The sequence below is a fragment of the Candidatus Accumulibacter meliphilus genome (assembly GCF_036625345.1).
GTDB lineage: Bacteria > Pseudomonadota > Gammaproteobacteria > Burkholderiales > Rhodocyclaceae > Accumulibacter > Accumulibacter meliphilus.
Genome location: NZ_JAZKTZ010000012.1, coordinates 141,094 through 155,266, shown reverse-complemented (window position 1 = coordinate 155,266; position 14,173 = coordinate 141,094). Strand labels below are relative to the sequence as shown.

Here is a 14,173-nt window from a genome sequence, read left to right as displayed (position 1 = left end):
CCGGGCGCTGCGGCACCATCCGGTAGAATTGCCGGATGCATGCTCTGCCCTACTGGCGTCTTTCCGGCTACTACTTCTTTTATTTCGCCTTCATCGGCGCGTTCTCACCGTATTTCGGGCTCTATCTTCAGTCGCTGTCGTTTTCGGCCTGGGACATCGGTCTGCTGATGTCCCAGATGCAGTTGATGCGCCTGTTCGCTCCCTATCTGTGGGGCGCGCTGGCCGACCGCATGGGGCAGCGGGTGGCCATCGTCCGCCTCGCCGGCATCCTCAGCCTGATCGGTTTTTCGCTCTTCTTTGCCGTGCGCAGCTTCGAGGCGATGCTGCTGGCCATGGCCTTGCTGGCGTTTTTCTGGAGCGCGGCGTTGCCGCTGGTCGAGACGCTGACCTTCGATCATCTGCGCGAGCAACCGGCACGTTATAGTCGCATTCGGCTGTGGGGTTCGGTCGGTTTCATCGTCGCGGTGATGGGCACCGGAGCGCTACTCGACCGGCTGCCGCTGTCCGCGTTGCTGTGGGTGATCGCGGCAACACTGGCCGGAATTCTGGTTTACGCACTGGCGGTTCCCGAGGCGCCGGCGCACGCGGCCAGCGATGAGCAGCGGCCGGTGGGTGAAATCCTTCGCCAGCGGCGCGTCAGGGCGCTTTTTGCCGCCTGTGTCGCGATGTCGGCGGCGCACGGCGCCCTGTACGTGTTCTACTCGATTCACCTCGCGGAGCATCACTACAGCAAGTTCCTGGTCGGTTGCCTGTGGTCGCTCGGCGTTCTTGCCGAGATCGTGGTCTTCTTCTTCATGGTCGGCTTGCTGCGTCGCTTTGGCTTGCGGACCATTTTGCTGCTCAGCTTTGTGGCCGCCATCGTGCGCTTCCTGATGATTGGCTGGGCTGTCGACAGCGTGTCGCTGATCGTCGTCGCGCAGCTGCTGCATGGCTTCACTTTCGGCGCCTACCATGCGGCGGCGATCGCCGCTGTCAATCGCTGGTTTCCGGGTCGCTCTCAGGCGCGTGGCCAGGCCTTGTATTCGAGTCTGTCTTTTGGCGCCGGTGGCCTGGTCGGTAGTCTGCTCAGCGGCTGGAGCTGGGACGTCTGGGGGGCGGCTTCCACTTTCACCATGAGCGCGGCGTTTGCGCTGCTCGGTCTGATCTTCGTCGCCGTCGGAGTGAAGAGAAACGATCTCGACGATCCTGGCGGCGGCCAAGCGGCGCCAATTGCCGCGCTGGCACAAGCTTCTGGAGGTAAATGATGAGTATCCGTTCTTGCTGTCGTTACTGGCTTCTCGTGCTCGCAGCGTTCGTCGTCGCCGCTTGCGCAACGACCCGCACGACCAGCGCTGGCCGGGTTGGCGTCGATCGTGAGCAGATGATGCTGGTTTCGTCGGCCGAAGTCGATCGCTCCGCCGCCAAGGCTTACCAGGAGGCAATGCAGGCGGCGCAGAGCAAGAAGCTGCTCAATAGCGATGCGCAGCAGAGCGAACGGGTGCGGGCGATCGCCAAGCGCTTGATCCCGGTGACCGCGGCTTTTCGCGCCGATGCGCCGGGCTGGCAATGGGAAGTCAATGTCGTCAGCTCCAAAGAGCTCAAACGCCTGGTGCATGCCTGGCGGCAAGGTCGCCGTGTACTCAGGTTTGATCGACCGGCTGCAGATCACCGACGACGAGCTGGCCGGCGTCATGGGGCACGAGATCGCGCACGCGCTGCGTGAACATGGGCGCGAAAAAGTCGGCCAGGCGACGGGCCTGAACGTCGCGGCAGCGCTCGGCGGGGCGTTGATTGGTGCCTATTTCGGTGTCGATGCCGGCATCGGACAGAGCGTGATCGGCAGCGTCGGCGATCTTGCCTTCATGCGCCCCAACTCGCGCGCATTTGAGCAGGAAGCTGACCGCATCGGCGTCGAGCTCGCGGCGCGCGCCGCTTACGATCCGAGTGCGGCGATCTCGCTGTGGGAGAAAATGGGGCGCGTCTCGGAAGGGCAGCCGCCGCAGTGGCTGTCGACCCACCCCTCGCACGAGTCACGCATTGCCGATCTGCGCGTTTATGTGCAGCGCGTGCAACCGTTGTACATGGCGGCGCGCAAGTCGCGCTGAGCGTAGCGAGGAGCGGTGGTGGCGTAGCACTTGCCGCGCGTGCAAGCCAGCACTGACAGCGACCCGCGCGGTGTGACATAATCCTGCCCTCCATGGACCCACCGGGGCCGAACTTCGTCGGATCGTCGACCTATGCCGCAGACCTTGTACGAAAAACTTTGGCAGGACCACGTCGTCAACCAGCAAGCGGACGGAACGGCGCTGATCTATATCGATCGTCACCTGGTGCACGAGGTGACCAGTCCGCAGGCCTTCGAGGGCCTCAAGCTGGCCGGCCGCAAGCCGTGGCGCGTATCTTCGATTGTCGCTACGGCGGACCATAATACGCCCACCGAGCATTGGGATCGCGGCATCGAGGATCCCGTCTCACGCCTGCAGGTCGAGACCCTGGATGCCAACATCCGCGAAGTCGGGGCCCTGGCTTTTTTCCCGTTCAAGGATCCGCGGCAGGGGATTGTGCACGTGGTCGGTCCAGAAAGCGGCGCCACCCTGCCCGGCATGACCGTCGTCTGCGGTGATTCGCATACCAGTACGCACGGTGCTTTCGCGTGCATGGCGCACGGCATCGGTACTTCCGAGGTCGAGCACGTCCTGGCGACGCAGTGCCTGCTGCAGAAGAAGTCGAAGACCCTGCTGCTGCGTGTCGACGGGGTTCTCGGCAAGGGCGTCACGGCCAAGGATGTCGCCCTGGCGATCATTGCCCGTATCGGTACCGCCGGCGGTACCGGCTATGCCCTCGAGTTTGCCGGCAGCGCGATTCGCGGCCTGTCGATGGAAGGGCGGATGACGCTTTGCAACATGGCCATCGAAGCCGGTGCGCGCTTGGGCATGGTGGCCGTCGATGAGGTGACCATCGACTATCTTCGCGGTCGCCCCTTCGCTCCAAAAGCGGAGCAGTGGGAGCGTGCTGTCACTCACTGGCGGTCGCTGCGCAGCGACGACGGCGCCGAGTTCGACAGCGTGATCGAGTTCTCTGCCGAGGACATCCAGCCACAGGTGAGCTGGGGAACGTCGCCCGAGATGGTGGTGGCGATAGATGCCCGCGTTCCCGATCCGGCGCAGGAGCCCGATCCCGTCAAGCGCGAAGGGATGGAACGGGCGCTGGTTTATATGGGGCTTGCCGCCAATGTGCCGATCCGGGAGATCCCGCTGGACAAGATCTTCATTGGCTCGTGCACCAATTCACGGATCGAAGATTTGCGTGCCGCTGCTGGCGTTGTCCGCGGCAAGAAGGTGGCCGACAACATCCGTCTGGCGTTGGTCGTCCCCGGTTCGGGGCTGGTCAAGCGGCAGGCCGAGGAAGAAGGGCTCGACGAGATTTTCCGCGCCGCCGGCTTCGAGTGGCGTGAGCCCGGTTGCTCGATGTGCCTGGCGATGAACGCCGACCGCCTCGAGCCCGGCGAACGCTGCGCGTCGACCTCGAATCGTAACTTCGAGGGGCGCCAGGGGGCCGGTGGTCGCACGCATCTGGTCAGCCCGGAGATGGCCGCGGCGGCGGCGATAGCCGGGCATTTCTGCGATGTACGTGAGTGGCTCTGACGGAAAGGAGAAGGCATGAAACGCTTGATACTGCTGCTGGGGGCACTGGTCGCGACTGTTTCGCTGACCGCCTGCAATACCATGCAGGGCGTTGGCAAGGATATCTCCAAGGGCGGGCAGGCGATTGAAAAGGCGGCCAAGTAGGGGCCCCATACAAGGAAGAGCATGGACAAGTTCGTTCGTCTTGAAGGCCTGGTCGCGCCGCTTGACCGGGCCAACGTCGATACCGACGCAATCATTCCCAAGCAGTTCCTGAAGTCGATCAAGCGTTCGGGCTTTGGTCCGAACCTGTTCGACGAATGGCGCTACCTGGACGTCGGTGAGCCTGGCAGGGACAACTCGCAGCGCCCGCTGAAGCCCGATTTCGTCCTCAATCAGCCGCGCTACCAGGGCGCACAGATTCTGCTGACGCGCAAGAACTTCGGTTGTGGAAGTTCGCGCGAGCACGCGCCATGGGCCCTGCTCGACTTTGGCTTCCGGGCGGTGATTGCCGAGAGTTTCGCCGATATCTTTTTCAACAACTGCTTCAAGAACGGCATTCTGCCGATCGTATTGCCGGCGGCCGAGGTTGACGCCCTGTTTGCACTCGTCGAGTCGACGCCCGGCTGCCGGCTGCTGGTCGATCTCGAGCAACAGCAGGTGCTTTGTCCCGACGGCCGCACTTTGTCGTTTGCCGTCGATGGCTTCCGCAAGGAATGCCTGCTCAATGGCTGGGACGATATCGGCCTGACCTTGCGGCACGCGGAGCTGATCCGGGCCTTTGAAGAACGGCGCCGAATCGAGCAGCCCTGGCTGTTCGCCTGAGGAAATGAACATGAAGATTTGTCTTCTCCCCGGCGACGGGATTGGCCCGGAAATCATGGCCGAAGCGGTGCGCGTCCTGCAGGCCCTCGATCTCGATTGCGAGATGGAAGAAGCGCTGCTCGGTGGTGGCGCGGTCGATGCCACCGGTGATCCCTATCCGGAAGCCACGCAACGCCTGGCGCAGGCCGCCGATGCGGTGCTGCTCGGTGCCGTCGGTGGCCCGCAATGGGACGCTCTGCCGCGTGCGCAGCGTCCGGAACGCGGTCTGCTGGGCATCCGCAAGCAGCTTGGCCTGTTCGCCAACCTGCGCCCGGCGATCCTTTATCCGGAGCTGGCCAATGCCTCGACGCTGAAGAACGAAGTCGTCGCCGGCCTCGACATCCTGATCGTCCGCGAGTTGACCGGCGACATCTATTTCGGGCAGCCGCGCGGGATCGAAATGCGCGACGTCGATGGTCGTCAGGAGCGTTTCGGTTTCAACACCATGCATTACAGCGAGAGCGAGATCCGCCGCATCCTGCGGGTGGCTTTCGCGGCGGCGCGCAAGCGCCGCGGCAGGCTGTGCTCGGTGGACAAGATGAATGTCCTGGAAACGACGCAGCTATGGCGCGACGTGGCCATCGAGACGGCGGCCGACTATCCCGATGTCGAGCTCAGTCACATGCTGGTGGACAATGCGGCGATGCAGCTGGTCCGCAATCCGAAGCAGTTCGACGTCATCGTTACCGGCAACATGTTCGGCGACATTCTTTCCGACGAGGCGGCGATGCTCACCGGGTCGATCGGCATGCTGCCTTCGGCGTCTCTGGACGCCAACAACAAGGGCATGTACGAGCCCTGTCACGGATCGGCGCCCGACATCGCCGGCAAAGGCGTGGCCAATCCGCTGGCCACGATCCTCTCGGCGGCGATGATGTTGCGCTACACTTTTACGCGCCATGACGCCGCCCAGCGCATCGAGAACGCAGTCAAGAAAGTACTTGGCCAGGGCTACCGGACGGCTGACATTCATGAGCCGGGAATGCGGCAGGTCGGTACCCGGGAAATGGGCGATGCGGTCCTGGCCGCGCTGCAGGTCGGGTGAGGGAAGTGATTGAAGTGATTCCGTGGGATTTCTCAGAGGCAAGCAAATGAACAAGGTCGGTTTGGTAGGTTGGCGCGGCATGGTCGGCTCGGTGCTGATGCAACGAATGCTGGAAGAGGGCGATTTCGAACACATCGAGCCGCTCTATTTCTCGACCTCTGCGGTGGGTGGCAAAGCGCCGCTGCTGGCGGGCAAGGACGCGGGCAGTCTGCAGGACGCGATGTCGATCGAGGCCCTCAAGCGGATGGACATTGTCATCACCTGTCAGGGCGGCGATTACACCAGGGAAGTCTTTCCGCGGCTGCGCGCGGCGGGCTGGAACGGACACTGGATCGACGCCGCGTCGACCCTGCGTATGCAGGAAGATGCGGTGATCATCCTCGATCCGGTGAATCGCGAGGTCATCGATGACGCTTTGGCCAAGGGCGGCAGGAACTGGATCGGCGGCAACTGTACCGTCTCGCTGATGCTGATGGGGCTCGGCGGACTGTTCAGGCATGATCTCGTCGAGTGGCTCAGTGCGATGACTTACCAGGCGGCATCGGGTGCCGGCGCGCAGAATATGCGCGAGCTTCTGTTGCAGATGGGTGCCCTGTACGATGCCGTGAAAGGCGAGTTGGCTGATCCGGCGTCGGCGATTCTCGACATTGACCGCAAGGTTGCTGAAACAATGCGCTCGCCGGACTTCCCGACCCGCAACTTCCGTAGTACGGCGCTGGCCGGCAGCGTTATCCCGTGGATCGATGCGGCGGTCGCAGGCGGGCAGTCGAAGGAAGAGTGGAAAGGTGGCGCCGAGGCCAACAAGATCCTCGGCCGCCCGCCGTTCCGTTCGCCAGGCAGTATTCCCGTCGACGGGCTCTGCGTACGCGTCGGCGCAATGCGCTGTCATGCGCAGGCCCTGACCATCAAGCTCAAGGGTGATGTGCCGCTCGACGAGGTCAATGAGATCATTGCGCAGGCAAATCCGTGGGTGCAGGTGGTTCCGAACGAACGTGAAATCAGCGAGCGCGAGTTGACCCCGGCGGCGGTTACCGGCAGCTTGACGGTCCCGGTCGGTCGCTTGCACAAGCTGGCGATGGGTGCGGACTACCTTGGCGCTTTCACGGTTGGCGACCAACTGCTCTGGGGGGCGGCCGAGCCACTTCGGCGCATGCTTCGCATTCTGCTTGACAACTGATTGAAGCTGAACGAAAAAACCGGCTCCAGAAAGCCGGTTTGCGACTTTCGCAGGGCCTCGATTCAGAAGCAAGTTTAGCTTGCAGTAACTCCTCAATAACCCCGGGCATGGCCGTTCGCTGAATCTGGAATTCTTGCTTGCAGGTAGTGCTGGACACAGCTCGCGAAGCGTGGTTCAATTGCAGGCATGAGCACGGAGCCCCCTCGGACACTACCCCGTATCCCTGATATCTCTGCCGACGAGATGACGCCGGTGGTCGTGCTGCTGCTGGAAATCTGTCATGGGCAGCAGGAACAGATTCAGGCGCTGCGCGATGAGCTTGCGCAGCTGAAGGGTCAGAAGCCGAAACCGGTGATCAAGCCCTCGGCGCTGGAAGGCGAGCGAAGCGGGAAGGAGAAGGGGAGCCGGCCGAAGTCCCGTGGCAAGCGCGACAAGACGGCAAAGCTTGAGATCCACGAGTCGGTCAAGCGGCCGCCGGCGGCGGATGTTCCGCAGAACAGTCGCTTCAAGGGGTACCAGGATTTCGTGGTGCAGGACATCCGGATCGGCGTGCACAATACCCGGTATCGGCTGGAGCGCTGGGTTACCCCCGAGGGAGAGCGCTTGATCGGGCAGTTGCCTACCGAGATCGGGGGTATGCACTTCGGCCCGCAGCTGCGCGCTTTCATCCTCTATCAGTACCACCATGCCCATGTGACGCAGCCGTTATTGCTCGAAGAGTTGCGGGAGTGGCAGATCGACATCTCGGCCGGGCAGCTCAGCGCCTTGATCACCGATGGCCATACGGACTTCCATCGCGAGAAAGACGCTCTGCTGCAAGCCGGACTACAAGGCAGCCGGTACGTTCAAGTGGACGATACGGGGGCGCGCCATCAGGGCAAAAATGGGTACTGTACGCATATCGGTAACGAACGCTTCGCCTGGTTCGCGAGCACCGGCAGCAAGAGCCGGATCAATTTCCTGGAATTGCTCCGCGCCGGGCACGATGCCTACACCCTTAACGAAGCGGCACTGGCCTACATGGCCGAGCACAAGCTGCCCGGCGCTCAACTCCAGGCACTCACCTCCCTGGCACCGGCGGCATGGACAGGTCAAGCCGCCTGGCAGGCGCTGTTGGCTCAGCAGACCATCACGGATCCGCGCCATGTCCGCGTGGTCACCGAAGGCGCGTTGCTGGGTACCGTCGTCGCGCACGGCGTCGCCCCCGATCTGGCGATCCTCAGCGATGACGCCGGGCAGTTCGATGTGCTGATCCACGCCCTGTGCTGGATCCATGCCGAACGGGTGCTCGCCAAACTGCTCGGCTTCAATGCGCCGCAACGCGCGGCGCTGGCCTCGACGCGCAGCGAGCTGTGGGCGATCTACGATGCGCTCAAGGCGTACAAAGAAGCGCCTGATGTGCTCACCGCCGCCGCGATCGAAGCACGCTTCGGGAAGCTTTGTGCCACCCGGACCGGCTATGCCAGCCTCGATCAGGCATTAAAACGAATGCGCCGCAACCAGGCGGAGTTGTTGCGCGTGCTGCAACGTCCCGAGCTGCCCCTACACAACAACCTCAGCGAGTCGGATATCCGCGACTACGTGAAGAAGCGCAAGATCAGCGGCTCCACCCGTAGCCCGTCGGGCCGCCGCTGCCGCGACACCTTCGCCAGCCTCAAGAAGACCTGTCGCAAGAACGGGCTGTCATTCTGGAAATATCTGGAAGACCGCATCTTCGGCTGGCATCGGATTGCGCCTCTTGGACAGTGGATCTTCGAGGGCCCGCCGACGGCGAGCATTCCCTGACGTGACCTCTGAGGCGACTCCCTGGCGCTATTGCGGGCGCCCCTTCAGCAGAGTGGAACTCGACCAGATCCGGGAGCTGATCGCGGCCAATCCGGCTGCCTTGCGCGCCGAGTTGTCCCGGCTCGTCTGTGCCAAGCTTGGCTGGAGCCGCGAGGACGGGCGGCTCAAGGACATGAGCTGCCGCGTGGCGATGCTGCGCATGCAGGCCGACGGCTTGCTGCAACTCCCCCCGCCGCGCAACGGCAATCACAACGGAAAACCCTGGCGCCGTCGCACCGCTCAGGCCGAACCCGAGGGGCCCCTAAGGGCAGATGGCCCTCGTGCCCTGGGGACACTGCAACTGCACCGGGTCAGCAATCGCGCCGAATCGCACCTGCACAACGAGTACCTCGACCGTTATCACTACCTCGGCTATCAACCGCTGCCCGGCGCCCAATTGCGCTACTTCGTTCGGGCGGGCGGACGGCTCGTCGCCTTGCTCAGTTTCGGCGCCGCCGCCTGGAAGACCCAGCCGCGCGACCACTACATCGGCTGGACCCCCTCGCAACGCCAGGCGCACCTGCACCGGGTCGTGAATAATGCTCGATTCCTCATCCTGCCGTGGATCGAATGCAAGAATCTGGCCTCGTCCATCTTGGCTCGCGCCGCCCGGGAGATCGCCGCCGACTGGCCAGTCCAGTACGGTTACCGGCCGCTCTTGCTCGAAACTTTCGTCGAGCAAGAGCGCTTTCGCGGCACCGCTTACCGAGCGGCCAACTGGCTCTGCCTTGGACAAACCACCGGTCGCGGCAAGCTCGATGTCCACCACCAAGCCTTGCTGCCCATCAAAACCGTCTGGGTCTATCCCCTCGACCGAAACTTCAGGCGCGTGCTCTGTCGGTGACCGTAGCGTTCCGGCTCCGACCCAAGCGCATGCACGCACGCCCGGGGTTATTGAGGAGTTACAGCTTGCATGGCTAACCCCATGATGTTATTTTAATAATCCCGATTTCGACGCTCAGGTGGCGCCGTGGCCAAAAAAATAAGTCAAACAGCAAGGAATCTCAGATTGCGGACATCGGTATGGGCGGTCGCGTCATCGCTGGCGCTGGCCACTCTGCCATTGGCCAGCGAAGCCGCCGGCCTGGGCCAGATCACCGTCCTTTCGGCGCTCGGTCAGCCTTTACGCGCCGAGGTGGAAATCTTTGCGACGCCGGCCGAACTTGCGGAAATGCAGGCCAAGCTAGCGGCTCCGGATGAGTTCAAGCGGGCCGGCGTCGACTACTCGTCGACCCTGCTCGGCATCAGTTTTGCGATTACCAAGAATCCCCGCGGCCGCTCGGTCATCAAGCTGCGCTCCGCTCGCCCGATCAATGACCCCTTCGTCGACTTGCTCCTGGAACTCAACTGGGCCACGGGGCGCCTGGTTCGCGACTACACCTTTCTGCTCGATCCTCCCGAGTTTGCCGCCAGAGGAAAGGCCTCTGCAGCCCCGGCCCTGGTTTTCAAGCCGCTGGCGCCAGTCAGATCGCCTGGCGCAGCACGCTTGCCCGAGGGCAGAGGGGCGCGACCCGTGTCGCCACCGCCCATGGTGCAGGCTCAGCCCCTGACTCCGCCTGAGCAAGGGCCAAGCGGCGGCGGCACGCATCGCGTCGAACGCGGTGAAACGCTGAGCAAAATTGCCCGTGAAACCCGTCCTGAGGGAGTGTCCCTTGATCAGATGCTGGTCGGTCTGTTCCGTGCCAACGAGGACGCATTCGAGCGCGGCAACATGAATCGCCTGCGTGCCGGCAAGATTCTCTCGATACCGGAGACGAGCACTCTGGAAGCGATCCCACAGGGAGAAGCCAAGCGCTTGGTGATTGCGCAGTCGTCGGACTGGAGTTCCTACCGCCGTAAACTTGCTACTGCGGCAGCCGATGCGCCGGCCGCTGAAGAGGAGGCACGGCAGCAAGCGTCCGGTAAGATCACGACCAAAGTCGACGATACTGCGGCGCCACCTGCTGAGCCCATGGATCAGCTGAAAGTCTCGAAGAGCGAACTCGCTGGCGCCAAGCCCGCGACGCCCGTCAAGCGCAGCGACGAGGATCTGATCGCCAAGGAACAGGCGCTCAAGGAAGCCAACGAGCGTTTGGCAGCTCTTGAGCGGAACGTGGCCGAGTTGCAGCGGCTGGTCGAGTTGAAGAACCAGAGCCTGGCTGAGCTGGAGAAGCAGTCATCTGGCAAGCCCGCGCCGGTAGCACCGGTTGCCGCCGCAGTTCCTGCTGCTGCTCCTGCGGTGGCGATGGAAAACCCAGCAGAGCCACCCGCTCCGCCCGCCGAGAGCCGTCCGAGCGAAGTCCCCGCCCAGGCCGAGCAGAAGGCTGAAGAAGTTCGAACTGAGAGCCAAGCGGTAGCGCCCAAGCCGGTCGAGCCGCCAAAACCGACAGTCGCGCCGAAAGCCAAGATTGTCTTGCCGCCGCCCGAAGAGCCAAGCTTCCTCGAAGACTTGCTGACCAGTACGCCGTTCATGGCGGGCGGTGGTGGCATCCTCGCGCTGCTCGCCGCTTACTGGCTTGCCAGACGTCGCCGCCAGGGCGCGGCCGAGAGACCTCTGGATTCACAGACCAGCACGCTTGGAGCGAAGAGCGACAGCCTGATCGCCAACTCAGTATTCCGCAGCACCGGCGGACAGAGTGTCGATACCTCGCACTCGATGGCGCAGACTGATTTCAGCCAGGCGGGTCCCGGCAGTATCGACACTGACGAAGTTGATCCGGTTGCCGAGGCTGATGTCTATATGGCGTATGGACGGGACGCGCAGGCCGAAGAGATTCTCCTGGAGGCGCGCCAGAAGGATCCGCAGCGGCTTGCGATTCATCTGAAACTGCTCGAGATTTACTTTGGTCGCAGGGATGTCAAGCCTTTCGACGCACTGGCGACGGAGCTGTTCAACGCTACCGGTGGCATCGGCAACGAGTGGGAAAAAGCGGCCGAGATGGGCCTCAAGCTCGATTCCAGAAACGCCTTGTTTGGTTCGGCTGCGCAGGCGGAGCCCGCGCTGGCGACAATCGACTCCCGGCCGGCGGGCGACGATGGCCTCGATCCCGGCGACAAAACTATCGCCATTGAGCGGCCCGTTGAAAAAACCATGGCCTTCGAGTCGCCGTACGAAAAGACGATGGTCGTCGGGCGCGATGCGCCTGCGGCACACTCCGCAGAGCCCGTCTACGACGATACGCTTGTCAAACCGGCCGAGCCCGAGCCGCTGCCGGCGCAAGCGCCGACAACGGCCGCAGCGGGTGTCGCGGCGACGGCAGCAAGCTTGACCGCGATGACCGATCTGGGGGACCTCGATTTTGATCTTGGCATAGGCGACGCGAAACCACAGACGCCAGCGCTTGCCGACGACGATTTTCTCGAGACGACGCTCTCCTTCCCGATCCCAGCCGCAGGGGATGTGCTTGATTTCGACCTGGCCACCTCCTTGCCGAAAGCGCCGAGCTTGCCGGATGCCGAGTTTGACGACGCCGAACCTGATGCTCCGCCAACACCCGTGGAGGAGGTTGGCATGCCCGAGGAGACCATGCTGATCGGATCCGGTTTTCGGGAGACGTCTTCGCCGCCGAGTGGGGACTTCGACTTCGAGTTCGATCTGCGCCCCGAGGAGTCGGTCGACCAGCGCGCCGAGAGAAAAGAGCGGCCGCTGGATGAGCATGAGGAGTTGCTCGATATCGGGACGGCGGGCGCCGACTCGTTGGAGTTCGATGTCACGCTGACCGAGTCGACCGTCCTTGGCGAGGGGATGCAACATCCTGCGTTCGACATGGCGTCAATCAGTCTGGACCTTGATTTGGAAGACAATGACTGGGATGATCGCGCCGCCGCGGCCGAAGCCGGTGAGCTGCCAGATGCGACCGATGCCGTGGACTCGTTTTTCGAAGCCGACCAGGAGGACACGCTGGTCAACCCGGATTTCTCGACGACGCGGGCCGATAGCATGCTCGATTCCGCCTTTGCTTCGGACATGGACCTGAGCAGCGAAGTCGAAATCAGCTCCAGTGAAGAGGTGGCCACCAAGATCGACCTCGCCAAGGCGTATCAGGAAATGGGCGATCTCGAAGGCGCACGTGAACTCCTGCAGGAAGTCATCAAGGATGGCGATGCCGCGCAGCGCGAAGCGGCGCTGGCCATCCTCGGCGAGCTGCGCGAGTAAATATCGACCGCTCAAGCGTCTGACCATGCCGGCCGTGGTAAGGCCATGACGTGCACACGGTCAAGGGCGTCTCGACAGCTCATTACCGTCGCTGACGCGACGTTCACATAAAGCGGGGGCGCTGCAGTGCATCCAACCACCCGCCTTGTCGTCTGGCTGCTGCTGTTGCCGGCGAGCCAGTGCATGCGTGGCGAACAACTGCTCGTGGTATTTCTGGTACTGCCGTTTTTTGGCCTGGCCGCACTGCGACGGGTGGCGCGCCTCGCCTGGCGGACGCGCTGGCTCTTCCTGTCGCTATTCGTCATTGTCGCTTGGGGGGAGGCTGGCGAACCCGCTTGGGACGGTGCTCTCGCTCCCGCTGGCGAGGGTCTGCTTGCCGCTTGCACGCAAAGCGGGCGTTTGCTGCTGGCCTTGTGGGCGGTGGCGATCCTTCGCGAATGGATGGCTGTGCCTGAATTGCTGCTGGCCACCCATCGCTTGCTGCAGCCGCTGCGACACTGCGGCGTCGATTCCGACCGCGGTGTCGTGCGACTGCTGCTGGTCATGCGTCACATCGAGACCTTGCCACGTCCGCGCGACTGGCGGATTCTGCTCCAGGCGCCGGCCAATGACGGCGATGAAGTGCTTGAACTTGCGGAGCGCCGTTTTTCGTGGTTCGACCCCTTGCTGATGCTGCTCGTTGCCGGCCTCGTTGCTGTCTTTTGTTTGCGGCAGGTGTAGGGCATGCGCATCGCCTTGGCCGTCGAGTACGATGGCAGCGGTTTTCGCGGCTGGCAGAAACAGCCCGCTGGCGGCACCGTTCAGGATGCCTTGCAGGAAGCCCTGCAGCAGTTTGCCGGGATGGCGGTGCGGGTGATCTGCGCCGGGCGCACCGATGCTGGCGTACATGCGCTGGGGCAGGTGGTGCACTTCGATACGCCGCTCGATCGGCCGATGCATTCCTGGGTGCGCGGGATCAACACCTTTCTGCCGTCGGCGGTTGCCGTGCGCTGGGCGCAGCCGGTTGCCGACGATTTTCATGCGCGTGCTTCGGCTTATGGCCGGCACTATCGCTATCTGTTGCTCAATCGGGCGCATCGCACGGGGCTCTGGCCAGGCAGGGTGGGCTGGTGTCACTATCCGCTCGACCTGGCGGCGATGCAGGCGGGCGGCCAACTGCTGCTCGGCGAACGCGACTTCTCGGCTTTTCGGGCTGCCGAGTGTCAGGCCAACTCACCCATAAAACTCATGCGCCAAGCAAACATCACGCGTCTCGGCGAGCTCCTCGTCTTCGATTTCGAGGCCTCTGCCTTCCTGCACCACATGGTGCGCAATCTGGTCGGAAGTCTGGTCTATGTCGGTCAGGGCAAGCACCCGCCGGCGTGGATTGGCGAGCTGTTGACGGCCGGCGATCGCCGTCTGGCGGCGCCCACTTTTGCCGCCGCCGGGCTCTATCTGGCCGCCGTCAGCTACCCTTCGCAGTTTGGCTTGCCACTTGCTGAAGAGAGCTTGCTGCTACCCGTCGGGCCGGGATCGTGAGTGGCGTG

At 63.3% G+C, this 14,173-nt stretch carries 11 protein-coding genes and 1 pseudogene; all 12 read left to right on the top strand.

The features are described from left to right. Positions 1-35 precede the first annotated feature (35 nt). The gene (locus V5B40_RS21085; protein WP_332356386.1) at positions 36-1,244 is read left to right on the top strand and encodes an MFS transporter; all 1,209 of its coding nucleotides are present in this window, start codon (positions 36-38) and stop codon (positions 1,242-1,244) included. Then, positions 1,244-2,084, top strand: a pseudogene (locus V5B40_RS21080) (M48 family metallopeptidase). Before V5B40_RS21085 ends, V5B40_RS21080 begins: the two are co-directional and overlap by 1 nt. 132 nt (positions 2,085-2,216) lie before the next feature. Then, positions 2,217-3,623, top strand: a complete 1,407-nt coding sequence (gene leuC / locus V5B40_RS21075) for a 3-isopropylmalate dehydratase large subunit (protein ID WP_332356384.1) — start codon at positions 2,217-2,219, stop codon at positions 3,621-3,623. Between the two features lie 15 nt (positions 3,624-3,638). Beyond that, entirely contained in the window at positions 3,639-3,767 is a 129-nt protein-coding gene (locus V5B40_RS21070; protein ID WP_332356382.1) for an entericidin A/B family lipoprotein, read from the top strand. A 21-nt stretch (positions 3,768-3,788) separates the two neighbouring features. Continuing rightward, positions 3,789-4,427 carry a 3-isopropylmalate dehydratase small subunit gene (leuD, locus tag V5B40_RS21065; RefSeq protein WP_332356380.1) on the top strand — a complete coding sequence of 213 codons (639 nt, stop codon included), beginning with the start codon at positions 3,789-3,791 and terminating at the stop codon, positions 4,425-4,427. A 10-nt stretch (positions 4,428-4,437) separates the two neighbouring features. Then, positions 4,438-5,511, top strand: coding sequence for a 3-isopropylmalate dehydrogenase (gene leuB / locus V5B40_RS21060; RefSeq protein WP_332356378.1), 1,074 nt, complete (start codon positions 4,438-4,440; stop codon positions 5,509-5,511). 46 nt (positions 5,512-5,557) lie between these two features. Next, on the top strand, positions 5,558-6,688 hold the full coding sequence (asd, locus tag V5B40_RS21055; RefSeq protein ID WP_332356376.1) for an aspartate-semialdehyde dehydrogenase: 1,131 nt from the start codon (positions 5,558-5,560) through the stop codon (positions 6,686-6,688). A 243-nt stretch (positions 6,689-6,931) separates the two neighbouring features. Then, complete coding sequence (locus V5B40_RS21050; RefSeq protein WP_332353770.1) at positions 6,932-8,473, top strand: IS66 family transposase; 1,542 nt, start codon at positions 6,932-6,934, stop codon at positions 8,471-8,473. Between the two features lie 52 nt (positions 8,474-8,525). Further along, a complete protein-coding gene (locus tag V5B40_RS21045) occupies positions 8,526-9,356 on the top strand; it encodes a DUF4338 domain-containing protein (RefSeq protein WP_332353769.1) in 831 nt (276 codons plus the stop codon). 165 nt (positions 9,357-9,521) lie between these two features. Beyond that, positions 9,522-12,647 carry a FimV/HubP family polar landmark protein gene (locus tag V5B40_RS21040; RefSeq protein ID WP_332356374.1) on the top strand — a complete coding sequence of 1,042 codons (3,126 nt, stop codon included), beginning with the start codon at positions 9,522-9,524 and terminating at the stop codon, positions 12,645-12,647. 126 nt (positions 12,648-12,773) lie between these two features. Beyond that, positions 12,774-13,367, top strand: coding sequence for a hypothetical protein (locus V5B40_RS21035; protein ID WP_332356371.1), 594 nt, complete (start codon positions 12,774-12,776; stop codon positions 13,365-13,367). A gap of 3 nt (positions 13,368-13,370) precedes the next feature. Further along, positions 13,371-14,165: a tRNA pseudouridine(38-40) synthase TruA gene (truA, locus tag V5B40_RS21030; RefSeq protein WP_332356369.1), complete on the top strand. Its 795-nt coding sequence runs from the start codon at positions 13,371-13,373 to the stop codon at positions 14,163-14,165. Positions 14,166-14,173 lie beyond the last annotated feature (8 nt).